Source organism: Streptomyces sp. NPDC002643, assembly GCF_053592555.1.
Genome location: NZ_JBSFVY010000037.1, coordinates 47,216 through 70,212, shown reverse-complemented (window position 1 = coordinate 70,212; position 22,997 = coordinate 47,216). Strand labels below are relative to the sequence as shown.

Annotated in this window: 18 protein-coding genes; 7 read left to right on the top strand and 11 right to left on the bottom strand. The window is 70.0% G+C overall.

Annotation, left to right across the window (positions count from 1 at the left end; genetic code table 11):
• Positions 1–143: 143 nt before the first annotated feature.
• The 7 genes from ACWD4G_RS38015 to ACWD4G_RS37985 form a co-directional block, all read right to left on the bottom strand.
• Positions 144–1,181: a substrate-binding domain-containing protein gene (locus tag ACWD4G_RS38015; RefSeq protein WP_451301879.1), complete on the bottom strand. Its 1,038-nt coding sequence runs from the start codon at positions 1,179–1,181 to the stop codon at positions 144–146.
• Between the two features lie 27 nt (positions 1,182–1,208).
• Positions 1,209–2,228 (bottom strand): ABC transporter permease, encoded by a 1,020-nt coding sequence (locus ACWD4G_RS38010; protein WP_451301877.1) that lies wholly within the window; start codon positions 2,226–2,228, stop codon positions 1,209–1,211.
• Complete coding sequence (locus ACWD4G_RS38005; protein ID WP_451301875.1) at positions 2,225–3,790, bottom strand: sugar ABC transporter ATP-binding protein; 1,566 nt, start codon at positions 3,788–3,790, stop codon at positions 2,225–2,227. Before ACWD4G_RS38005 ends, ACWD4G_RS38010 begins: the two co-directional genes overlap by 4 nt.
• 106 nt (positions 3,791–3,896) lie before the next feature.
• On the bottom strand, positions 3,897–5,078 hold the full coding sequence (locus ACWD4G_RS38000) for an ROK family protein (RefSeq protein ID WP_451301873.1): 1,182 nt from the start codon (positions 5,076–5,078) through the stop codon (positions 3,897–3,899).
• Positions 5,079–5,344: 266 nt separating this feature from the next.
• Entirely contained in the window at positions 5,345–6,313 is a 969-nt protein-coding gene (locus tag ACWD4G_RS37995; RefSeq protein ID WP_451301871.1) for a beta-ketoacyl-ACP synthase III, read from the bottom strand.
• Positions 6,314–6,454: 141 nt separating this feature from the next.
• Entirely contained in the window at positions 6,455–6,589 is a 135-nt protein-coding gene (locus tag ACWD4G_RS37990) for an MFS transporter small subunit (protein WP_451301869.1), read from the bottom strand.
• Positions 6,558–7,895: an OFA family MFS transporter gene (locus ACWD4G_RS37985; RefSeq protein ID WP_451301867.1), complete on the bottom strand. Its 1,338-nt coding sequence runs from the start codon at positions 7,893–7,895 to the stop codon at positions 6,558–6,560. The genes ACWD4G_RS37990 and ACWD4G_RS37985 overlap by 32 nt, the downstream gene beginning before the upstream one ends.
• Positions 7,896–8,096: 201 nt before the next feature.
• On the opposite strand from ACWD4G_RS37985, the gene ACWD4G_RS37980 reads away from it, so the two are divergent.
• From ACWD4G_RS37980 to ACWD4G_RS37965, 4 genes are all read left to right on the top strand, one after another.
• Complete coding sequence (locus tag ACWD4G_RS37980; RefSeq protein WP_451301904.1) at positions 8,097–8,510, top strand: pyridoxamine 5'-phosphate oxidase family protein; 414 nt, start codon at positions 8,097–8,099, stop codon at positions 8,508–8,510.
• 220 nt (positions 8,511–8,730) lie between these two features.
• Entirely contained in the window at positions 8,731–9,594 is an 864-nt protein-coding gene (gene fdhD / locus ACWD4G_RS37975) for a formate dehydrogenase accessory sulfurtransferase FdhD (RefSeq protein ID WP_451301865.1), read from the top strand.
• Positions 9,595–9,874: 280 nt separating this feature from the next.
• Positions 9,875–11,806, top strand: a complete 1,932-nt coding sequence (locus ACWD4G_RS37970) for an exo-alpha-sialidase (protein ID WP_451301863.1) — start codon at positions 9,875–9,877, stop codon at positions 11,804–11,806.
• 20 nt (positions 11,807–11,826) lie between these two features.
• Positions 11,827–13,059: a hypothetical protein gene (locus ACWD4G_RS37965; protein WP_451301861.1), complete on the top strand. Its 1,233-nt coding sequence runs from the start codon at positions 11,827–11,829 to the stop codon at positions 13,057–13,059.
• Here the strand turns inward: ACWD4G_RS37965 and ACWD4G_RS37960 are convergent.
• Positions 12,998–14,116, bottom strand: a complete 1,119-nt coding sequence (locus ACWD4G_RS37960) for a bile acid:sodium symporter family protein (protein ID WP_451301859.1) — start codon at positions 14,114–14,116, stop codon at positions 12,998–13,000. The genes ACWD4G_RS37965 and ACWD4G_RS37960 overlap by 62 nt on opposite strands.
• Positions 14,117–14,288: 172 nt before the next feature.
• On the opposite strand from ACWD4G_RS37960, the gene ACWD4G_RS37955 reads away from it, so the two are divergent.
• The 3 genes from ACWD4G_RS37955 to ACWD4G_RS37945 all read left to right on the top strand — a co-directional run bounded on the left by ACWD4G_RS37955 (position 14,289) and on the right by ACWD4G_RS37945 (position 18,803).
• Positions 14,289–15,164 carry a LysR substrate-binding domain-containing protein gene (locus ACWD4G_RS37955; protein WP_451301857.1) on the top strand — a complete coding sequence of 292 codons (876 nt, stop codon included), beginning with the start codon at positions 14,289–14,291 and terminating at the stop codon, positions 15,162–15,164.
• A 397-nt stretch (positions 15,165–15,561) separates the two neighbouring features.
• Positions 15,562–17,388, top strand: coding sequence for an AMP-dependent synthetase/ligase (locus ACWD4G_RS37950; RefSeq protein ID WP_451301855.1), 1,827 nt, complete (start codon positions 15,562–15,564; stop codon positions 17,386–17,388).
• Between the two features lie 578 nt (positions 17,389–17,966).
• Complete coding sequence (locus ACWD4G_RS37945) at positions 17,967–18,803, top strand: aldo/keto reductase (protein WP_451301853.1); 837 nt, start codon at positions 17,967–17,969, stop codon at positions 18,801–18,803.
• 108 nt (positions 18,804–18,911) lie between these two features.
• On the opposite strand, the gene ACWD4G_RS37940 is transcribed toward ACWD4G_RS37945, so the two are convergent.
• The 3 genes from ACWD4G_RS37940 to ACWD4G_RS37930 all read right to left on the bottom strand — a co-directional run bounded on the left by ACWD4G_RS37940 (position 18,912) and on the right by ACWD4G_RS37930 (position 22,861).
• Complete coding sequence (locus ACWD4G_RS37940) at positions 18,912–19,616, bottom strand: SDR family oxidoreductase (protein WP_451301852.1); 705 nt, start codon at positions 19,614–19,616, stop codon at positions 18,912–18,914.
• 162 nt (positions 19,617–19,778) lie between these two features.
• Entirely contained in the window at positions 19,779–20,672 is an 894-nt protein-coding gene (locus tag ACWD4G_RS37935) for a class I SAM-dependent methyltransferase (protein WP_451301902.1), read from the bottom strand.
• Positions 20,673–21,145: 473 nt separating this feature from the next.
• The gene (locus ACWD4G_RS37930) at positions 21,146–22,861 is read right to left on the bottom strand and encodes a glycoside hydrolase family 6 protein (RefSeq protein WP_451301850.1); all 1,716 of its coding nucleotides are present in this window, start codon (positions 22,859–22,861) and stop codon (positions 21,146–21,148) included.
• Positions 22,862–22,997 lie beyond the last annotated feature (136 nt).

Here is a 22,997-nt window from a genome sequence, read left to right as displayed (position 1 = left end):
GTTCCCGGCGGAACGGCTCGGCCCGATCCCCCGGTCCCCGGCGGCACGCCTCGGCCCGTTTCTCCGGTCCCCGGCACCACACCTCGGCCCGCTTCCCCGGCCCCCGGCACTCATCTCCGGTCAAGTCCGTCCGGCGGGGCTCGTCACTTGAAGCCGGTGGGCATGTACTGGTCGACGTTGGTCTTGTCGACGACGGCCGAGTACAGCGTCAGCGAGGCCGGGATCTCGAACTCGGCGAGGCCGCTGACGCCCTTGCCCTGGCCGAGGGCGCGGGCGAGGTCGATGGCGGAGGCGGCCATGGTCGGCGGGTAGAGCACGGTGGCCTTGAGAACGCCGTCGTCCTGCTTGATGGCCTGGAAGGCGGAGAGGGCGCCCGCGCCGCCGACCATCAGGAAGTCGTCGCGGCCGGCCTGCTCGATGGCGCGGAGGGCACCGACGCCCTGGTCGTCGTCGTGGTTCCACAGGGCGTCGAACTGCGACTGGGCCTGGAGGAGCTGGGCCATCTTGGCCTGCCCGGACTCCACGGTGAACTCGGCGGCCTGCCGGGCCACCTTCTTGATGTTCGGGTAGTTCTTCAGCGCGTCGTCGAAGCCCTGCGTGCGCTGCTGGGTCAGCTCCAGGTTGTCGAGCCCGGCCAGCTCGATGACCTTGGCGTTCTCCTTGTCCTTGAGCTGCTCGCCGATGTAGTGCCCGGCGTTGAGGCCCATGCCGTAGTTGTCGCCGCCGATCCAGCAGCGATACGCCTGCGGGGAGTTGAAGATCCGGTCGAGGTTGACGACGGGGATGCCGGCGCGCATCGCCTTGAGGCCGACCTGGGTGAGGGCCTTGCCGTCGGCGGGCAGGACGACGAGGACGTCGACCTTCTTGTTGATCAGCGTCTCGATCTGGCCGATCTGCTGGGCTGTGTCGTTGGAGCCCTCGGTGATCTCCAGGGTGACGTCCTCGTACCGCTCGGCGCGGCTCTTGGCGTTGTCGTTGATCGCGTTGAGCCAGCCGTGGTCGGCCTGGGGTCCGGCGAAGCCGATGGTGACGGCCTTGCCGGGCTTGTCGTCGGCGGCCGTCTGCTCGCTGACGGCGGGGTCGTCGTCGGACTCATTGCTGGTGCAACCGGTGAGGAGCGCGCCGGCCGAGACGGCGGCGGTCCCGAGGAGCAGTCCTCTGCGGCTCGTGAGGTGTGCCATGGCGTTCGGGCCCTTCCGTGTGGCGTCTCAGGTGGTGTTGGCCGTACGTCGCTGGACGAGCACCGCGGCGACGATGATCGCGCCCTTGGCGATCTGCTGGACGTCGCTCTGCAGGTTGTTGAGGGCGAAGATATTGGTGATCGTGTTGAAGATCAGGACGCCGAGGACGGAGCCCGTGATGGTCCCCCGACCGCCGGTGAGCAGGGTGCCGCCGATGATCGCGGCGGCGATGGCGTCGAGTTCGTAGAGGTTGCCGTTGGTGTTCTGACCCGATCCGGACAGCACGATCAGCAGGAACGCGGCGATGCCGCAGCACAGCCCGGACAGCAAATAGAGGTAGAGGCGCTGGCGGCGGACGTCGATGCCGGCGAGGCGGGCGGCCTCCGCGTTGCCGCCGACGGCGACGGTCCGGCGGCCGAACGTCGTACGGTTCAGCAGCAGCCAGCCGATGATCGTCACGAATGCGAAGACCAGTACGAGCGGCGGGATGCCGAGGACATACGCGTCGCGCTCGCCGAGGTCGAGGATGGAGTCGACGGTGACGATCTGGGTCTTGCCGTCGGTGATCTGGAGGGCGAGCCCCCGGGCCGAGGCGAGCATGGCGAGGGTGGCGATGAAGGGGACCATGCCGCCGTACGCGATGAGCAGCCCGTTCACCAGGCCGCAGCCGACCCCGACGATCACCGCGGTGAAGAGGATGCCGGCGAAGCCGAACTCCTGGGTGGCGACGGTGGTCGCCCAGACGGACGCCAGGGCCACGATCGCGCCGACCGACAGATCGATGCCGCCGGAGGTGATGACGAAGGTCATGCCGATGGTGACGACACCGATCACCGAGGCCTGGGTGAGGACGAGTTGGAGGTTGCGGGTGTCGAGGAACTCGTCGGGTTTGGTGATGCCGCCGATGACGATCAGGGCGGCGAGGACACCGAACAGCGAGAGGGTGCGGACGTCGGCGCGGAACACGAGGGTGCGCCAGGCGGGCGGTTCACTGACAGGTGCCGGCTTGTCGGTGTCGCCCCTGGGCGGGGACACGGGCTGCGTCATGACGCCGGGCTCCCTTCAACGGTCATGGGGCTCCCGTCAACGGTCACGGGGCTTCCTTCCATCACGAGGTCGAGTACGCGGTGCTCGTCGAGTTCGCGGGCGGGCGCGGTGTGGACGACACGGCCCTCGCGCAGCACGAGCACCCGGTCGGCGAGACCGAGGACCTCGGGCACCTCACTGGAGACCAGCAGCACCGCCAGCCCCTCGTCGGCGAGCCGGCGTACGACCGCGTACAGCTCGGCGCGGGCGCCCACATCCACGCCCCGCGTCGGTTCGTCGAGCAGCAGCACCCGGCAGCCGCGCAGCAGCCAGCGGGCGAGGACGGCCTTCTGCTGGTTGCCGCCGGAGAGGGTGCGCACGGGGACGGAGGGGTTGTCCGGGCGCAGCGACAGTTCACGGGTGGCGGCCCGGGCGGCCCTCAGCTCGGCGCCCCGGTCGATCCAACCGCCGCGTGCGAAGCGGGACATGGACGACACCGAGACGTTCCGGGTGACGGATTCCAGCATCAGCAGGGCCTGCGCCTTGCGTTCCTCGGGGGCGAGCCCGATCCCGGCGCGCACGGCGGCCCGTACGCTGCCGCCCCTCAACGGCCGCCCGTCCACGCTCACTCGACCGGCGGTCGGCTTACGTGCGCCGTAGATCGTCTCCAGGATCTCCGACCGCCCCGACCCGACGAGCCCGGCCAGCCCGACGATCTCCCCGGGCCGCACCTCCAGATCGAGCGGCTCGAACTCCCCGGCCCGCGCGAGCCCCCGTACCTCCAGGACCGGCGGCGGGGCATCGGCAGGGGAAGCCGACGGCCGCTCGGGGAACACGTACTCGACATTCCGCCCGGTCATCAGCGCCACGACCTCACGCGTCGGCGTCGACTCGGCGGGCAGCCCGCCCGCCACGGCCCGTCCGTCCTTCAGGACGGTCACCCGGTCGCCGATCCGCCGGATCTCCTCCAGGCGGTGCGAGATATAGACGACGGCGACCCCGTCCGCCGTCAGATCCCCGACGATCCTGAACAGGTTGTCGACCTCGTCCGGGTCGAGGGCGGCGGACGGTTCGTCCATCACGATCAGCCGTACGTCGTGGGAGAGCGCCCGGGCCATCGACACGATCTGCTGCTGGGCGGCGGACAACTCCCCGACCAGCCGCGCCGGATCGATCTCCGGATGACCGAGCCTTCGAAGGAGTAAGGCAGTCGACGCCCGCGCCGCCTTCCCCCGCACGACGAAGCCGGCGGCCGTCGGCTCATGCCCGAGGTGGACGTTCTCGGCCACCGACAGGCCCTCCACCAGGTCGAGTTCCTGGTAGATGGTGGCGATACCGAGGCGCATGGCGGCGATCGGGGACTTGAGGGTGACCGGCTCACCCCGCCAGGTGATCGTGCCGCCGTCGGGCTGGTGGGCGCCGGCGAGGACCTTGATGAGGGTGGACTTGCCGGCCCCGTTCTGGCCCAGCAGACAGTGCACTTCTCCGGCCTGGACATCGAGGTCGACGCCGTCCAGGGCCCGGACTCCGGGGAACGACTTGGTGATGCCGGACATGGTGAGCAGCGGTGGTTCTGGTGCCATGAGTTCCCCTTGGCGGGCGTGCGGGCCGGTTGCAGGGCAGGGCAGAGCAGCGGGTCGTGCTGGTGAGTCGTATCGGGTGAGCGACTTACGCGGGGCTGACGCGGGATTACGCGGGTGAGAAGAGGTGGTCGCTGATGAGGCGGGCCGCGCCGATGACTCCGGCGGTGGGGCCCAGCTCTCCCAGGACGATGGGCAGATTGCCGGTCGCGAGGGGCAGTGACTGGCGGTAGACCTGGGTGCGTATGGCGGCGAGCAGGGTGTGGCCGAGGCCGGTCACCCCGCCGCCTATGACCACCAGGCCGGGGTTGAAGAAGCTGACGAGTCCGGCGATGACCTGGCCGGTGCGGTTGCCGCCCTCGCGTATCAGGTCGAGGGCGGTGGCGTCACCGGCGGCGGCAGCGGCGGCCACGTCGACGGCGGTCAGGGTGCCGCCCGCCTCCAGCCGGGAGGCGAGTTCGGCGGAAAGCCCCTGCTGGGCGGCCTCCTTGGCGTCGCGGGCGAGCGCGGCGCCGCTGAAGTGGGCCTCCAGGCAGCCCCGGTTGCCGCAGGCGCAGGGGCGGCCGTCCGGTACGGCGAGGATGTGCCCGATGTCGCCGGCGCTGCCTGTCGTGCCGCGGTGGACCTCGCCGCCGACGACGATGCCGCAGCCGATGCCGGTGCCGATCTTGACGCAGAGGAAGTCGCCCACGGAACGGGCGACGCCCGCGTGCTGCTCCCCCATCGCCATCAGGTTCACGTCGTTGTCGACCATGACGGGGCAGCCGAGGTCCTGGCTGAGGGCCTCGCGCACCGGGAATCCGTCCCAGCCCGGCATGATCGGCGGGGCCACCGGAACGCCCTCGGGGAACCGGACCGGTCCGGGTACGCCGATGCCGGCGCCGTCGAACCCTTCCGCGAGCCCCGAAGCCCTCAGCTTGGCGGCCATGGAGAGGACTTGCTCGAACACGGCGACCGGGCCTTCCCGGACGTCCATGGGTTGGTTGATATGGCCGAGGATCTCCAACTCGGCGTTGGTGACGGCCACATCGATGGAGGTGGCGCCGATGTCGACGCCCAGGAAGCGGAGCCCGGGAGCGAGCCGGATGTTGTGCGAACGCCGGCCACCGCGTGAGGCGGCGAGCCCGTCGGCCACGACCAGCCCCGTCTCCAGCAGCCGGTCCACCTCCACGGCCAGCTTGGACCGCGAGAGATCGACCCGATCGCCGAGCTGTGCCCGGGAGTTGGGTCCACCGTCACGCAGCAGCCGCAGCAGCCGGGCCTGGTGCGCGTTGGCGGGACGAGCCGTCATCCGTCTCACAAGCCCCTCCCCGCCTCAACCGGCCTCGGCATCCGTCGACTTCAGGTCCGTCGACTTGGTCGTCGACGTCACATTCCTCGATTTCCGGCCACACACCCGTACATGTGACCGACCTTTCGCAGGGGAACGTAGCAGCGCCCACCGAGCCTGGGAAGAAGTCGCGCACAGATTGCCGCAGACTTTCTCCACTGACAGGACAAAGAAGGGCCGACGGCGTCACCGCACACGGAAAGACAACGGCCCTCTTCCGGCGCCGCTCACGGGCAGCGCACGACCTGCCCCGCGTACGACAGGTTCCCGCCGAAGCCGAACAGCAGGACCGGGTCGCCGGTGCTGATCTCGCCGCGTTCCACCAGCTTGGAGAAGGCGAGGGGGATGCTGGCGGCGGAGGTGTTGCCGGACTCGGTGACGTCGCGTGCGACCACGGCGTTGACGGCGCCGATCTTCTCTGCGAGGGGTTCGATGATGCGGAGGTTGGCCTGGTGCAGCACGACCGCGGCGAGGTCCGCGGGGGCGAGCCCGGCCTTCTCACAGGCGGCCCGTGCGATGGGCGGCAGCTTGGTGGTGGCCCAGCGGTAGACGCTCTGGCCCTCCTGGGCGAAGCGCGCCGGGGTCCCCTCGATGCGTACGGCATGCCCCATCTCGGGCACCGAGCCCCACAGCACCGGCCCGATCCCGGGCGCGTCGGAGCCGCCGCCGACCGGGTCGCAGGAGCCCGCGGCCTCGACGACCGCGGCGCCCGCCCCGTCCCCGACGAGCACACAGGTCGTACGGTCGGTCCAGTCCGTGACCTCGGACATCTTGTCGGCGCCGATGACGAGCGCCCTGGTCGCGGAGCCGGCGCGCACGGCGTGGTCGGCGGTGGCGAGGGCATGGGTGAAGCCGGCGCAGACGACGTTGATGTCCATGGCGGCCGGTGAGGGGATGCCGAGCCGGTGGGCGACCCGGGCGGCCATGTTCGGGGAGCGGTCGACGGCGGTGGAGGTGGCGACCACGACGAGGTCGATGGCGTCCGGGCCGTAACCGGCCGCCGCGAGCGCCTTGGCGGCGGCGTGGGCGGCGAGTTCGTCGACGGGTTCGTCCGGGCCCGCGATATGCCGGGTGCGGATACCCACGCGGGTCGTGATCCACTCGTCGCTGGTGTCGACCAGACCCGCCAGGTCCTCGTTGGTGAGCACCTTGGCGGGCTGGTAGTGGCCGACGGCGGCGATCCGCGAGCCGTTCATGGGTGAATCCCCCTTGTAGTGCCTGTGGTCAGCGGGATTCACCAGTCTGATCAGTGACTCACGGGTACGAGGGCGGGTGAGGCGACAGTAATGACCGGCCCGAGTTGTGGGCTTCTGTCAGACCTTTGGGCGCCCGAACACTCAGCCGGTGAACAGTTGCGTAGCTTTCCGTACGAGTTCGTACAGTCCGTAACCGAGCGGTACACCCACCCACAGCCAGGACAGGACGATCAGCGGACGGCGGTCAGGCGGATTCGGGCTGTCGCTTGACGACATCGTCGGCCTCCCTCGGTGCGGGGATGTGGAAGCGGGGGTTGACGGGCCGGACCAGTTCGTTGGCGACGAAGCCGACCGCGAGCAGGCCGATCATGATGTAGAAGGACAGGCCGTAGAGGTCGGCGCCGGACTTTCCGGCCTCCTCCTGGCGGTCCGCGATCCAGTTGACGATGAGCGGTCCGAGGACACCGGCGGTGGACCAGGCGGTGAGCAGCCGCCCGTGGATCGCGCCGACCTGGTAGGTGCCGAAGAGGTCCTTCAGATAGGCGGGGATGGTGGCGAAGCCACCGCCGTAGAAGGACAGGATGACCACGGCGCAGGCGACGAGCAGCGGCTTGGAGGAGTCGCCGAGCTGCGCGATCAGCAGATACATCAGCGCGCCGACGCCGAGGTAGACGCGGTAGATGTTCTTGCGGCCGATCAGGTCGGACGTCGACGACCAGACGATACGGCCGGCCATGTTGGCCGCGGAGAGCAGCGCCACGAAGCCTGCGGCCGCGGTGGCGGAGACCGCCGCCGAGGAGTCCGCGAAGAAGTCCGTGATCATCGGGGCGGCCTTCTCCAGGATGCCGATGCCCGCCGACACGTTCATACAGAGGATGACCCACAGGCACCAGAACTGCGGGGTGCGGATGGCGTTGCGGGCGGAGACCTGGGGGCCCTCGAAGACACCGGGCCCGCTGGCAGTGTTCTCACGGTCCTCACCGCGCGGCACCCTGACCAGCAGCACGCCGAGGGTCATGAAGACCGCGTACGACAGTCCGTGCACCAGGAAGGCGAGGGCGATACCGGAGGAGTCGGTGCCGAAGGACTCCAGCATCTGCGCGGACCACGGCGAGGCGATCAGCGCGCCGCCGCCGAAGCCCATGATGGCGATGCCGGTGGCCATGCCGGGCCTGTCCGGGAACCATTTGATCAGGGTGGAGACGGGCGAGATGTAGCCGATGCCGAGCCCGATGCCGCCGACGAAGCCGTAGCCGAAGACGATCAGCCAGTACTGCTCGGTGGCCGCGCCCAGCGAGGCGAGGAGGAAGCCGGAGGAGAAGCAGATCAGGGCCACGGTCATCGCCCAGCGTGGGCCGTTGCGCTCCACGAGCGTCCCGCCGAACGCGGCGGACAGACCGAGCATGACGATGCCGAGTTGGAAGGGCAGCGCGCTCTGGGTACCGCTCAGCCCGAGGGCCGATTCGAGCGGGGGCTTGAACACGCTCCAGGCGTAGGCCTGTCCGATGGAGAGATGGACGGAGAGAGCGGCCGGGGGGACGAGCCAGCGGCTCCAGCCCGGGGGTGCGACGGGGGGACTCATGATCCCGGACGGTAGGGAGTGACCGGGGAGTTGAGAAGGCGGCACGTCCGCGGTATGCGGTGAACGGTATCCACCGCGCGCCGAACGGTCGCGCATGACGGCGCCGGTCATGTCCCTGGCGCTCTGGTCCTAGGTCGAAGGTCGGTGGGCAAGTGCCGTGCGGCGCCACAGGATGGGGAGGTGGCAACTCATGATTTCGATGTGGACATGTTCCTGCGGCAGCCGCTGACTGCTCGTCTGGCGACCGGCGGGCCCACCGTGCGTCCGGTCTGGTTCCTGTGGGAGGACGGGGCCTTCTGGGTGTTGACGGGCCCGTGGGCCCGGTTGTTCGACCGGGTGAAGGCCGATCCGAAGGTCGCTCTCGTGGTGGACGAATGCGATATCGCGACGGGACGTGTTCAGCAGGTGATCGCCCGAGGGCGGGCCGAGCTCGTGCCGTTCGACGTGCCGAGGGGCCGACGGAAGCTGTCACGCTACTTGGGAGCGGACGAAGCCGTGTGGGACGAGCGGTTCGTGCGCTATCTGCATGACGATCCGGGTGAACGGGGGACGATGTGGCTGCGCCTGGCGCCCACCTCGCTGACGGCCACGGATCTGAGCTACTCGGTCGTCTGATCCGCCCATGAGGGTGGGCGACTTCAGCCCTCGTCGTCGTCCGATCCCACCCCCACCCCCACGCCGACGCCGACCGACGCCCCCTTCGCTCGTACGGGCATGGGGTGCGCACCCTTGTCCACGCCCACTTCCATACTGTAGACAATATGGGCCGCACCTCGCACTCCATGTGCAGGACAATGGCATCGTCAACTGGGGCGACCGACGGGACTGACGGCACATGGGACGAGTCACGGAACGACGCAAGGTGATCCGTATCCGGGACGGAGCGGTCTCCAGCCGCCCGGACACGCTCGTCGCCGAGGAACCCCTGGAGATCAGGCTGAACGGCAAGCCGCTCGCCATCACCATGCGCACCCCCGGTGACGACTTCGCCCTCGCCGCGGGGTTCCTGGTCAGCGAGGGTGTGCTCGCCGAGCGGCAGGACCTGCAGAACATCGTGTACTGCGCGGGCGCCACCGATGGGGGAGGCTCGAACACGTACAACGTGGTGGATGTGAGGACCGCGCCGGGCGTGAAGATCCCCGACATCACGCTCGAACGGAACGTGTACACGACCTCGTCGTGCGGGCTGTGCGGCAAGGCGTCGCTGGACGCGGTGCGGACCACGGCACGCTGGCCCATCGACGACACACGCGGCGGCGACGCTCCCCCGGTCCGGCTGGAGCCCGAACTGCTCGCGAGCCTCCCCGACCGGCTGCGCGCGGCACAGCGGGTCTTCGACCGGACCGGGGGTCTGCACGCGGCTGCGCTGTTCTCGGAGGAGGGCGAGCTGCTGGACGTACGGGAGGACGTGGGCCGGCACAACGCGGTGGACAAGCTGGTGGGGCGGGCCCTGCAGAACGGGGAGCTGCCGTTGTCCCGGGCGGTGCTCCTCGTCTCCGGGCGGGCGTCCTTCGAGCTCGCCCAGAAGGCCGTGATGGCGGGCATCCCGGTACTGGCGGCGGTGTCGGCGCCGTCGTCGCTGGCGGTGGATCTGGCGGCCGGGACCGGGCTGACGCTGGTGGGGTTCCTTCGGGGGGCCTCGATGAATGTGTATACGGGTGAGCGGCGTGTGGCTCTGACCGCCGGGTACGCGCCGTAGGGCCTTTTGTTTCGTTGCCGGGTGCGGGTGGTGTGTGGTTGCTCGCGCCCACGCGGCGGAGCCGCACATCGACACTGCCCCGCGCCCCTGAAAAAGCAGGGGCTGCGCCCCATCGCCCCATCGCCTGACGCGACGTCACCATGCGCCTGAGACACGCCCCATCACGACCGGCGCACGGTTCTTGTGAGCCCCTGAGCCCCGAAGTACCGTCTGTGGCCCGCATCGGACGTAGGACGTCCGATGTTCATACCACCTAGACGGATGAAGGGCTGGCCGCAGAATGCCGTCGAGTCTTCACGCACGTCTCAGAACCCGGTTCAGATCCCCCCTCGTGGCGTTACTCGCCACCGCGGGCCTCCTCCTTGCCCTCCCCCACCCCGCCGGCGCCGAGCCTCGGGCCGAGAGGGACGCTGCCGCTCAGAAGGCCTCCGCCGCAGCGGAGTTCGAGCAGCAGGTGCTGTTCAAGGCGCCCCAGGACCCGGGGTACGCGTGCTTCCGTATTCCGGCGGTCGTCAGGACCACCAAGGGCACACTGCTCGCGTTCGCCGAGGGCCGGGTGCTGAACTGCGGGGACGCCGCCGACATAGACATCGTGCTGAAGCGCTCCACGGACGGCGGTCGCACCTGGGGTCCGCTCCAGGTCGTCAACGAGGGCGCGGGCGACACCCATGGCAACCCGGCGCCGATCGTGGACCGTGGGACCGGCCGGATCGTGCTGGCGGAGACGTACAACGCCGGCCGTACGGACAGCGCCAGTTGCGCGGTCCCCTGTGATCGCGCCCCTCACCTCCAGTACAGCGACGACGACGGTCTGACCTGGTCGTCCCCGCGCAACCTCGTCGACCAGGTCCGCCCGGTCGACTGGAACTCGTGGTACGCGACGGGCCCGGTGCACGGCATCCAGCTCACCCGGGGCGGATACGCCGGACGGCTGATCTTCGGGGTCAACGCGGAGAGCTGGGCGGAGAACCGGGTGACGGCCAATCACGCGGCGCTCGTGGTCAGCGACGACGGCGGTGAGACCTGGCGGGTCGGCGCGAAGGACACCTGGCCGATCGCGCAGGACGGCACGTTCCGTCAGAAGCCGTCGGAGCTGACGCTGACCGAGCGCGGGGACGGCTCGGTGCTGGTCAGCGGCCGGGAGCAGGACGGCACCGACCTCGGTCATCGCTCCCAGGCCGTCAGCCGGGACGGCGGCGACAGCTTCGCCGCCCCGTTCCGGGCGATCCCGGACCTGTACATGCCTCAGGTGCAGGGCTCGGTGCTGCGTCTGGGCGACCGGATGCTGCTGGCGGGCCCGGCCGACCCGGACCGGCGTCGCACGATGGAGATCCGCTCCTCGTACGACGACGGGAACACCTGGGAGAGCGTGGACCGGGGCACGGTGGTCACCACGGACTGGTCCGGTTACTCGGACATGGTGCGGATCGACGGCGGTGACGCCACCGCCACCGTGGGGCTGGTGTACGAGGGCGGCGCGGTCGACGCGCGTGACGAGATCCGCTTCGCCCGGTTCACCGAGGACTGGCTGAAACCGCGCCGGGGAGCGGACCCGACCACCCCCGACAGGGCCGCCGGCGGAAAGCGGGCGGCCGTGCTCGGCGGGGCGCGGACGACGGACGGGGTGTTCGGCGGGGCCATGCAGTTCGACGGCGCCGACGACGCCGTACGGCTGCCCTACCGTTCCCGACTCCCGCTCGGCACGAAGGACTTCACCGCCTCGCTGTGGTTCCGTTACTCGGCCACCACCGGTGAGCACCCGATGCTGTGGATGGGCGGGGTGGGGTCGAGCCAGCCTCAGGTGTGGTTGCGCGGGGAGCCGGCGAACAACCGGCTGACCGGGCTGATCACCGTACGGGACGGGGCCGCCGCGCCCAGGACCACTTCGGTGCGGTCGGCCTCCGCGTACAACGACGGCGCGTGGCACAACCTCGTGCTGCGGCGCGGCGGGGGGCAGCTCACGATGTTCGTCGACGGTGTGGCGTTCGGCACGGCCGACATCCCCGGATCGGTGAGCCGGAACTCGCCGTTCGGGGTGCACATCGGGCAACGGGTCGACAGCCGGGTCCACTTCACCGGCGCGATCGACGAAGTGTGGGTGGTCGACCGGGCGTTGAGCGACGCGGAGGTCGCCGGGCTGCGCACCGCGAACGCCTCGACCATCTCGGCGCACGGCCCGATCCTGTGGCTGCCCATGGACCGCGTGGACTGAAGGCCGCTAACGTCCCCCGCGTGCCCGACGACGCGGGAGTACGTCAGCGGACGGGGGCCGGACCGGTGCTGATCCTGGCGCTGGTCGTGGCCCTCGCCGCCGTGCTGCTCACCGCCCTCCCGGACGACGACCGGGAGGGCGGTCGCACCTGCACGGCCCGTACGGTGCGGGACTGGGCCGAGGACGCCTCCCTGACCGGCGAGTTCGCCCGCTACGGCGACGACGCCACCCGTACCGACGACTGGACCGGCGGCGACGGCACCCACTCGGTGAAGCTGCCCGACGGACGGGTGCTGTGGCTGTTCTCCGACACCTATCTCGGCCCGGTGTACGCGCCGCCCAACCCGGTCGGCGAGTCCGTGGCCTGGCGGGACGTCTCGGCGCCGCTGGTGCGCAACTCGGCGGTGGTGATGTCCCGTTCGGGCCGTCTGGAGAGCACGCTCCCGGCACCCGTCTTCCCCGATCCCGGCCCCGAGCGGTGGCGCTGGCCGGTGGCCGCCCGGGTCGAGCCACGCGCGCCGGGCTCGGCCGAGCGGGTCGTCCGGGTGCTGCTGTGGACCCGTACGGCGGGGCAGTCGCCGTGGATCTACGGGGTGCCCACGGCCACCGAGGTGGCCACGCTGTCGCTGCCGGATCTGCGGCTGGAGGGGATCACGACGGTGCTGGACCAGTCGTCGGTCGCCGATCCGGCCCGGCGGGTGCTGTTCGGCACCACGGCGGTCGACGCCGGCGACTGGACGTACGTCTACGGCGGCACCGACGCCCAGGCGACCTCCCGGCCGGTCTCCCACGCCTATGTGGCCCGGGTGCCGCGCGGCAGACTCGGGGAGCCGGGAGCGTGGGAGTACTGGGACGGCGAGCGCTGGGCGGTGCGGGGGCGGCCGAAGGCGGTGCTCGGGAACGGGGAGGACAAGGGGGTGGGCAGCGCGTTCACGGTCGTACGGGACGGTCGTACGTATGTGCTGTTCACGATGGCCGCCGGTACCGAGGGGCTGACGACCGTCGCCGCCTACTGGGGCTGCTCCCCCACGGGCCCCTGGCACGGGCCGACCAAGGCGCTCGACGCGCCACTGCCGGCCGACGGGGTCGCCGCGTACAACCCCCAGGTCCACAAGGCGGCCGGCGGTCGGCTCGTGCTCAGCTATGACGTCAACTGGCTGGACGCGAACGGGGCGCGGGCGCAGCTGAACATCACACGGAACGTGTCCCTGTACCGACCGAGGTTCGTGTCGCTGCGTCTCGAAGGCCGCTGATCTCGTCGTTGCTCTCGTCGCTGTTCTCCGGCTCCACGGGGTCCTGCGAGCGGCGTTTGGCGATGACCGCGCACACCATCAGCTGCATCTGGTGGAACAGCATCAGCGGCAGCACGGCCAGGGAGGCCTGGGGGCCGAACAGGACGCTCGCCATGGGCAGTCCGGAGGCCAGCGACTTCTTGGAGCCCGCGAACTGGATGGCGATGCGGTCGGCCCGGTCGAAGCGGAGCGCCTTGGCGCCGTACCAGGTGAGCAGCAGCATCACCGCGAGCAGCACGGCCTCGACGACCAGCAGTCCGGCGAGCCTGAGCGGGCTGACCCGGCTCCAGATGCCGCGCACCATGCCCTCGCTGAAGGCGACGTAGACGACGAGCAGGATCGAGCCCCGGTCGACCAGGCCGAGGATCTTCTTGTGCCGGGTGACGAAGGTACCCGCCCGTCTCCCACCACCACCCTGCCTGTCGCGCTTCGCGCGGCCCCTCTTGATTCCGCAGCGGCGGGTGAGCTGCCCGGCCAGGAACGGCACCAGCAGTTGCAGGACGATCTTCAGCACCGAGTCGGCGGAGAAGCCGCCCACACTGCCGCCCAGCAGACTCGCCGCGAGCAGCGGGGTGAGGACGATACCGGCGAGGGAGGAGAAGGAGCCCGCGCAGATCGCGGCGGGTACGTTGCCGCGAGCCATCGAGGTGAAGGCGATCGACGACTGGATGGTCGAGGGGACGAGGGTGAGGAAGAGCAGCCCGGTGTAGAGGTCATGGCTCAGGACCACCGGTTCGAGGGCGCGGGCGGCGAGGCCCAGCAGCGGGAAGATGATGAAGGTGCAGGCCAGCACGGTGAGGTGCAGCCGCCAGTGCTTGAGGCCGTCCAGTGCCTCACGGGTGGAGAGCCGGGCGCCGTAGAGGAAGAAGAGGAAGGCGATCGCCGCCGTGGAGGCGCCCGAGGCCACATCGGCCGCCGTACCCCGCGCGGGGAGAAGCGCCGCGAGCCCCACCGTCCCGAGCAACAACAGGATGTAGGGGTCTATCGGCATCCGACTCGGCCAATGCAGGCGTTTCACGGTGCTCCACGTGCGTTCGACGGTAGGTGTTCGAGGGCCGGAAGACCCCCTCGGTGCGTGTGCGGGGGCCGGAAGACCCCCCTCCATGCTCCTCTTCAAGCCCTTGATCGGGAATCCGTCATACCGCTCTGACTGCCATCGCGTTTTGCGATAAGCGAGTAGGGTGGGGATCGTGTACGACCCCTCCCATCTGCGGACCTTTCTCGCCGTCTCCCAGACGCTGAGCTTCACCCAGGCCGCCCGGCGGCTCGGACTGCGCCAGTCCACGGTCAGTCAGCATGTGCGGCGCCTTGAGGACGCGACCGGGCGGCAGCTGTTCACACGGGACACCCACTCCGTGGAGTTGACGGAGGGCGGCGAGGCCATGCTCGGTTTCGCCCGGCGGCTGCTGGAGGTGCACGAGCAGGCGACCGCGTTCTTCACCGGCACCCGGCTGCGCGGACGGCTGCGGTTCGGGGCGTCGGAGGACTTCGTGCTGACCCGGCTGCCGGAGATCCTGGAGGGCTTCCGGCACGATCACCCCGAGGTGGACCTGGAGTTGACGGTGGAGCTGTCGGGCACGCTCCACGAAGAGCTGAGGGCCGGGAAGCTGGACCTCGTCCTGGCCAAGCGGCGCCCCGAGGACCCGAGCGGCGAACCGGTCTGGACGGACCGTCTGGTGTGGATCGGCGCGGAACGCCTCCGGCTCGACCCCGACCGCCCGGTGCCGCTGATCGTCTATCCGCCGCCCGGCATCACCCGCGCCCTGGCCCTGGAGGCGCTGGAGCGCGAGGGCCGCGCCTGGCGTGTCGCCTGCACCAGCGGCAGCCTCAACGGACTGATCGCCGCCGCCCGCGCGGGACTCGGTGTGATGGCGCACTCCCGACGGCTGATCCCGCCCGGTCTGGTCCGCGTCCCCGAGCGGGCGGGCCTGCCGGAGCTGGGCGAGGTCGACTTCGTCCTCGTCCACGGCCGCCGCCCCGGTGCGGCGTCGAGCGCGGCCGACGCCCTGGCCGCCACGATCCTCGCCGGAGGCGATCGCCTGCGCGACCGGTTGCGCCAGGTCTGACGTACTCAGGTGTGACGTACCCGGGTGTGACGTACCGGGGTGTGACGGGTGGGTCCGCCGATGCGCTGGTACAGATGGGGCCGGGCGCGAAGCGGCGTGTCCCGGCCCCACCACACACACCGCGCCCCCTGAGACGTGAGCAGTATTCGCGTTTGCCCAGGTCGGACCGTGCCCATGACAGCGCGTGGCGTGATCGGGTCGTGCGGGTTCGGTGGAGATTGCGCCGCCCACACTTACTCGGCGGTCAGGAATTGCGCCTGATACCTCCCTCTCTATGCAGATTTTCCCGTGGCGACCTGTGACCTGGGTGTGGATTCGTCCCCTCCGGAACCCCTCCCATCGGCCCTCTCGGTGAGGTAGCTTTCACGCCCTGTGCGGAGCGCCACGAGGAGCGGGTTTGCGCGAGTTCACCAACCCTCCGTTGGCGTCGGCGCCGCCGGTGGGCGGTCTGGCCGACGCCGTGTTCGAGTACGCCCAGGACGACCCCGAGTTCATCGCCCTCGGCCGCAAGGACGAGCGGGGCGAGTGGCGGGACGTGACGTCGGCGGAGTTCCGCGACGAGGTACTGGCGCTGGCGAAGGGCCTCTTGGCGCAGGGCATCCGGTTCGGCGACCGGGTCGCCATCATGTCCCGTACCCGCTACGAGTGGACCCTCTTCGACTACGCCCTGTGGACCATCGGCGCCCAGGTCGTCCCCCTCTACCCGACCTCCTCCGCCGAGCAGTGCTTCTGGATGCTGTACGACGCCCAGGTGACGGCGGCCGTCGTCGAACACGAGGACCACGCGATGACCATCGCCACGGTCATCGACCGGCTGCCGCAACTGCGTCGGCTGTGGCAGTTGGACGCGGGCGCCGTGGAGGAGCTGTACGAGTCGGGGGCGCATCTCGACGACGAGGTGGTGCACCGGCATCGCCGGGCGGTGACGCCCGAGTCGATCGCGACGATCATCTACACCTCCGGGACCACCGGGCGCCCCAAGGGCTGTGTCATCTCGCACGCCAACTTCATGTTCGAGTCGGACACCGTCATCGACCGCTGGGCACCACTGTTCACCCCCCGCAGGGGCGAGGTCCCGGCGACGCTGCTGTTCCTGCCGCTCGCCCATGTCTTCGGGCGGATGGTGCAGGTCGCCGGGATCAGAGGGAAGGTCAAGTTCGGCCATCAGCCGGCGCTCAACGCGGCCGTCCTGCTGCCGGACCTGGCCGCGTTCCGGCCGACGTTCTTCCTGGCGGTGCCGTACATCTTCGAGAAGGTCTTCAACGCCAGCCGCCGCAAGGCCGAACGGGAGGACAGGACCGGGCCGTTCGAGAAGGCCGTCGAGGTCGCCGTGAAGTACGCGGACGCGATGGAGGCCAGGGCCTGGGGCATCGGGCCCGGCCCCTCGGCGGCGCTGCGGATGCAGCACCAGTTCTTCGACAAGGTCGTCTACGCCAAGATCCGCGAGGCGATGGGCGGCCGGATCAAGTACGCCATGTCCGGCGGCTCGGCGATGGACCGCCGGCTCGGACTGTTCTTCGCGGGCGCGGGCGTCCATATCTTCGAGGGGTACGGCCTCACCGAGACGACCGCGGCCGCCACCGCCAACCCGCCCGAGCGCACCCGCTACGGCACGGTCGGCCAGGCCATCCCCGGGATGTCCGTGCACATCGCGGAGGACGGCGAGATCTGGCTGCGCGGCCCGAACGTCTTCCAGGGCTATCTCAACAACCCCAAGGCCACCGACGAGACTCTGCACGACGGCTGGCTCGCCACCGGTGATCTGGGCGCCCTCGACGAGGACGGCTATCTCACGATCACCGGGCGCAAGAAGGAGATCCTGGTGACCTCGGGCGGCAAGAGCGTCTCCCCGGGAATCCTGGAGGAGCGGGTGCGCGACCATCCGCTGGTCGCCCAGTGCATCGTCGTCGGCAATGACCGGCCGTACATCGCCGCCCTCGTCACCCTCGATGGGGAGGCCGTCGAGCACTGGCTCCAGATGCGCGGCAAGCCCAGGCTGCAACCGGCCGAGCTGGTGCGCGACCCCGAGCTGGAGACCGAGGTGCGGCGGGCCGTGGTGGCCGCCAACACCCTGGTCTCCCAGGCCGAGTCGATCCGCACCTTCCGCATCCTGGCCCACCAGTTCACCGAGGAACACGGCCTGCTCACCCCCTCGCTGAAGCTGAAGCGCAAGGCGATCGAGAAGACGTACGCGAAAGAGGTCGAGGCGCTGTACCAGGCGTGAGGTCACGGGCGCCGGTCACGCCGGCTGACCTGCTTTTCTGCATGAGGGCCGGGGGCCGCGCGGCGGTAGCCGCACATCGAACGCAGCCCTCGGGAAGACGCAGTATCTGCATGATGTGGGTGAGGTGCGGGGGGGGGCCGGCAGTCCGACGGCGGTGGCGGCGGCACCGCCGAGCGCGGCGCCTAGGGTCTGTCGTTTGGATCATGCCGGCTTCGGGCTGCGGCGCCTGGCGGCTGCCGGTGAGCGGGGTGTGGTGCGTGCAGAGGCAAGGCGGAGGAGGGAGTCAACGCGATGGGGGTCCCTCCCGCGCGAGCGAAGCCGAGCGTGGGGGAGTTGGCGACCGACGACAACGCCGCTGGGGGTCCCCCCACGCCCTTAAGGCAGTGGGGGAGTGCGTGCCACACCCCGCGGCCCAGGCGTGATCCAAACGACAGGCCCTAGGAGGTTCCTTCGCGCGTGGGGTCCGTTTCCGGCCAATCTGTGATTCGGGTCGCGAGCCGTCCGCTCAGGAATGCATCGAGGGCCGTGATCGTTGACGATGGGATGTACCACCCGACGACTTGAAGGATCGAGAGCGCGTGAGCAGCAAGGTCCCCCCGATCATCCTGAACAACGGCGTCGAGATGCCCCAGCTGGGCTTCGGCGTCTGGCAGGTGCCGGACGACGAGGCGGAGAGCGCCGTCGCCACGGCGCTGGAGGCCGGCTACCGCAGCATCGACACGGCCGCGATCTACGGCAACGAAGAGGGCACCGGCAAGGCCATCGCCGCCTCCGGCATCCCCCGCAAGGACCTCTTCGTCACCACCAAGCTCTGGAACAGCGAGCAGGGTTACGACTCCACCCTGCGCGCCTTCGACGAGTCCCTGGACAAGCTCGGCCTGGAGTACGTGGACCTGTATCTGATCCACTGGCCGCTGCCCAAGCAGGGCAAGTTCGTCGACACCTACAAGGCGTTCGAGAAGCTGTACGCCGACGGCCGCGCGAAGTCCATCGGTGTCTCCAACTTCATCCCGGAGCACCTGGAGAAGCTGATCGACGCCACGTCGGTCATCCCGGCCGTCAACCAGATCGAGCTGCACCCCCACCTCCAGCAGCACGCCTCCCGCGAGTACCACGCGGAGCAGGGCATCGCCACCGAGGCATGGTCGCCGCTCGGCCAGGGCAAGGGCCTCCTGGAGGTCCCGGCGATCATCGCCATCGCCCAGAAGCACGGCCGCACCCCGGCCCAGATCGTCCTGCGCTGGCACCTCCAGCTGGGCAATGTGGTCATCCCCAAGTCGGTGACCCCGGCCCGCATCAAGGAGAACATCGAGGTCTTCGACTTCTCCCTCGACGTCGAGGACATCGCGGCGATCAGCGCGCTGAACGAGGACCGCCGACTGGGCCCGGACCCGGCGACGTTCGACATGGCGTGACCCGGCCACCGCGCCGAGAGTCGCGGACATGAGACCGCCCGCCGGACGTGATGCGTTCCGGCGGGCGGTCTCATGTGCGAACCGTGCGGGGGCCGCTGCCCGTGTGCCTCAGACGGGCTGGCCGATCGGGCGGACGACCACGGTGTTGATGTCGACGCCCTCCGGTTGCCGGATGGCCCAGACGACCGAGTCGGCGATCTGGTCCGGCGTGAGGAGATGGCCCGGCGGGAGGCTGCCGTAGCTGTCCCAGAAGGGGGTCTCCACACGGCCGGGGGCGACGAGGGTCACGCCCACGCCCCACTCGGTGACCTGCCGCCGGGTGTTCTCGGCGAGCCCGGTGACCGCCCACTTGGTGGCCCCGTAGATGTTCCCCGGTCCATGCACGAAGCCGGCGACACTGCCGACCAGCACGATCCGCCCCCTTGTCTCCTTGAGGGCGTCGATGGCGGCCCGGATGAGCAGAGCGGGCCCGAGCACATTGGTGAGGACCATGTCCGTCCACCCGGCCGGGTCCCCCTCGGCGACGGTGTCGTGCGTGGCGAACCCGGCGTTGGCGACGACGGTGTCGATCCGCCCGAACTCCTTCAGCGTGGCCTCGACGGCGGCCCGCACATCGCCGTAGTCGGCCGCGTCACCGGCGACCGTCAACAGCCCTTCCGGATCGCCGAGTTCGGCGGCGAAGTCCCGCAGCCGCTCCGCCCGACGCCCGGTGACGGTCACCCGGTGGCCGCCGTCGAGCAACCGCCGGGCCACGGCGGCTCCGATACCGGTGCCGCCGCCGGTGATGAGTGCGACCGGAGTGTCGTCGGACATGGCTCTCCCCCTGTGGTTCTGGACGTGTGGAACGTGGCGGCATGGCTCCGCCGGCGGGCGCCGATCGGCGGTCCGGCCGCCGATGCCCGTCCGCAGTCCACCACTTGGAGAACTCTCGAAGTCAAGAGCACTCTCGAAGTCAAGGGCCGTCCGACGGGGGGATCATGCCCGTGCCACGTGGACCGTGTGGGCGGCGAGGACGAAGACGTCCGTCCGGTGGTGCAGGCTCGCCTTGTCTTCGGGGTCGAGGAGACGGTCGATGACGGCCAGGTCGGAGGGTTCGAGGAGGTCTGCGAGGATTCCCCGGCCGCGCTGGAAGGCTTTCACGGCGTAGGTGCGGGCGGCGTCCGACAGTGGGGCCGGCAGGTCCAGCAGGAAGGTGCGGGACGTGGCGTCGTGCAGACCGGCGGACGCCAGCAGCCCCGGCCAGTCCTCCGGCTCGGCGACGCTGTCGGGCAGCCCGGCGCGCATCTCGCTGAACCACAGGTCCTGCGCCGCGTCGAGCCGGGACTGCAGTCCGGCGCGGCCGATACCGATGTCACGCGGCAGGAACCGGGCCGGCAGCCCGCTCTCCATGATGGCCAAGGTGCCGCCGGGTGCGAGGCGTTCGGCGAAGGCGGCGAGGGCGGCGCGCTGGTCACCGAGGTGGTGCAGGCTGTTGCTGGCCCACATCAGATCGGCCGGGTACTCCAAGTCGCCGAGGCAGCCTGGGAGTTCACCCTCCAGCGTGGTGAACCGGTCGGCGAGTCCCTGGCGTTCGGCACGCGCCCGGGCCCGCTCCAGCAGAGGGCCGGTACCGTCCACGGCCACGATGCGGGCGCCGGGGAACTGGTCTGCCAGCAGACAGCTCACCACGCCTGGGCCGCTGCCCAGATCCGCGATGAGTCCCGGGTCGGGCTGGTGCTGGGCGAGCCAGGACGCTGCGCTGCGGTACATCGGTGTGAACAGTTGTGCCTGTTCCTCCAGGTGGCCGGCCATCTCGGCCCAGTCGATGTCGGTGTCGACGTGGCCGTGATGGTGACCGTCCTGCTGGTGGCCGTGGTGGTGCTGTCCCATGACGGTGTCCCTCTCTTCGCGGATGCCGTCAGCCTGCGGCGTCGCGCTGAAGATGGGCAACTCACCTTGCCGTATCAGCAACTTTTTCTCGCCCCCGCCGCCCCTACCCGTTCCCATCCCCAGGGGCTGCGCCCCTTCGACCCCCTTGGGCGCCTTATAGCTCGGGGGTTCGGGGTTGTTTGGCGGGTGCGGGTGGTGTGTGGTTGCTCGCGCAGTTCCCCGCGCCCCTGAAAAGCAGGGGCTACGCCCCGCTTTTCATCGGCCCGCGGGCACGCATGGCCGCATGGCCGCATGGCAGGGCCGCAGGCCCATGCCTTTAAGGGGCGCGGGGAACTGCGCGACCAGCCCCCACCCACTCGCACCCGCCAATCAACCCGAACCCCCGAGCTCTTCCGCGCATCTTGGGCGAAGCCCGGTGGACGGTCCGCCAGGGGGCCGGGGGCACCCCCTGGCGGACACTCACGCGGTCGGCGTCACAGCGCCGGGTACGCGTTCTGCATCAGCTGCTGGAACTGGGCGGAGAACCAGTGCCCGGAAAGCGGCGAGTTCGGCAGGGCGCCGGACATGTTGTTGCCGTTGCGCGGGTTGCCCGTGTACGTCGGGTCGCACATGCGGTCGAAGCCCTTGCCCTCGTCGTTGTCGATGGCCTGGCTGGAGCCGTCGGACTCACCCGGGGGCTTCATCCACACATAGGCGTCGATCCCGGACGCGGGGGCCGCCTGCGGACGCTCGCCGAGACCGGCTCCGGACTGGTTGCACCAGTTGCCGATGTGGATACGACGGTCGTAGCGGCCGCCGTTGACGAAGGTGTCCACGCTGGTCGTGGCGCCGGGACCGGTGGGCCGTGCGCTGCCGCCCCAGCCGTTCCTGGAGGTGTCGATCAGCATGCCGATGTCGGAGTTGAAGCCGACCGAGACCAACTGCTGGCGGAAGGCCTGGGCGAAGGAGAGTTCGTCGACGTAGCGGTTCCAGTCGACCCAGGCCGACTCACGCACGGAGGTGCCGTTGACCGTGGAGTTGATGGTGAAGTGGTCCTCCTTCAGGGCGCTGTAGTTGGCCGTGTTGGTGATGAAGCCATGGACGTCGTTCACCGTGGCGCCCTCGGCGGTCGCCGCCTCCTTGAAGGTGGTGGCGGAGGCCCCGAAGTTGTCGTCCCAGCCGATCCAGCCGTGGTGGCCGGCGTCGACGTAGTTGTAGACGTTAGCGACATCGCCCAGCTTGTTCAGGGCGTAGCCGACGCCCTTGACGTAGTTGCCGTTGGCCTTCATCACATCGCACTCGGGGGTGGCCGTCGGGCGGCTTCCGGTGTTGGTGACGAGGTTGGGCAGCGAGTCGATCTCGACCGTGGTGACGATCCTCAGCGAGGCGTACTTCGGGTCGGCGAGGATGGCCGCGATCGGGTCGATGTACTCGGTCTTGTAGCGGTCGATCTCCGTCGGGCCCAGTTCGCCGTTGGAGGCGAGCGCGGCGCAGTCACGGCCCGGCAGGTTGTAGATGACCAGCTGGACGACGAGTTCGTCGGAGCCCTTCTGCTCCAGTGCCTCGTCGAGGTGGTCGCGCAGGCCCATGCCGCTGCCCACACCCTCGATGGCGGCGATCCGGTCCAGCCAGACACCGGTGGGCTGGTTGGAGATCCGGGTGCCGCCCGGCTCGGCGGCGGCCTTCGCGGACCACTCGGGGTTCACATACACCTTGGCCCCGGAGTACGGGTTGTCGACCTTGCTGCCCGGTGTGCCCGGGTCCGTCGGGTCGGTGGGGTCGGTGCCGCCGTCGTCGACATTGCAGGTCACGCCGTCGAGGGTGAACGTGGTGGGGAGCGCGTTGGTGCCGCTGTAGGTCGCGTTGAAGCCGAAGCTCACCGAACCGCCGGTCGGCAGCGAGCCGTTGTACGTCTCGTTGGCGGCGGTCACGGCGGTCCCGCTCTGGGTGAGCCGGGCGTTCCAGCCGTTGGTGACGGTCTGGTTCCCGGCGTACGACCACTGCACGGCCCACGCGGTCTTCGCGGCGCTGTTGTTGGTGATCGTCACGGCGGCGGTGAATCCGGTGGACCACTGGTTCTGCACCGTGTAGTCGACCGTGCAGGGGATCGCCCGGGTGCCGACGTCGTCGGGCACCGCGGCGGTCGCGGCCCCGGCGGCGCCGGCCACCAGGGCCAGCGCGGCGAGGAGTGCGGTTCTGGTACGGCTCATGAGTGCGGGTTCCTCTTCCGTAGTGGGGTGTACGTGGAGGAGCCGTGCGTCATGCGGTCACCCCGGCGGGCAGATCGAGTAAAAGACCTGAACGCTGGGGTGTTCGAATGAGCGGCCCCTCGCAGCTCGGACACGC

Bases quoted from the DNA above. Each gene is read 5' to 3' on its own strand.
- ACWD4G_RS37930 (WP_451301850.1), bottom strand. From the start codon at position 22,861: ATGAGCCGTACCAGAACCGCACTCCTCGCCGCGCTGGCCCTGGTGGCC.
- fdhD (WP_451301865.1), top strand. From the start codon at position 8,731: ATGGGACGAGTCACGGAACGACGCAAGGTGATCCGTATCCGGGACGGA.
- ACWD4G_RS37970 (WP_451301863.1), top strand. From the start codon at position 9,875: ATGCCGTCGAGTCTTCACGCACGTCTCAGAACCCGGTTCAGATCCCCC.
- ACWD4G_RS38005 (WP_451301875.1), bottom strand. From the start codon at position 3,790: ATGGCACCAGAACCACCGCTGCTCACCATGTCCGGCATCACCAAGTCG.
- ACWD4G_RS37935 (WP_451301902.1), bottom strand. From the start codon at position 20,672: ATGGGACAGCACCACCACGGCCACCAGCAGGACGGTCACCATCACGGC.
- ACWD4G_RS38000 (WP_451301873.1), bottom strand. From the start codon at position 5,078: ATGACGGCTCGTCCCGCCAACGCGCACCAGGCCCGGCTGCTGCGGCTG.
- ACWD4G_RS37990 (WP_451301869.1), bottom strand. From the start codon at position 6,589: ATGTCGTCAAGCGACAGCCCGAATCCGCCTGACCGCCGTCCGCTGATC.
- ACWD4G_RS37985 (WP_451301867.1), bottom strand. From the start codon at position 7,895: ATGAGTCCCCCCGTCGCACCCCCGGGCTGGAGCCGCTGGCTCGTCCCC.
- ACWD4G_RS38010 (WP_451301877.1), bottom strand. From the start codon at position 2,228: ATGACGCAGCCCGTGTCCCCGCCCAGGGGCGACACCGACAAGCCGGCA.
- ACWD4G_RS37995 (WP_451301871.1), bottom strand. From the start codon at position 6,313: ATGAACGGCTCGCGGATCGCCGCCGTCGGCCACTACCAGCCCGCCAAG.
- ACWD4G_RS37940 (WP_451301852.1), bottom strand. From the start codon at position 19,616: ATGTCCGACGACACTCCGGTCGCACTCATCACCGGCGGCGGCACCGGT.
- ACWD4G_RS38015 (WP_451301879.1), bottom strand. From the start codon at position 1,181: ATGGCACACCTCACGAGCCGCAGAGGACTGCTCCTCGGGACCGCCGCC.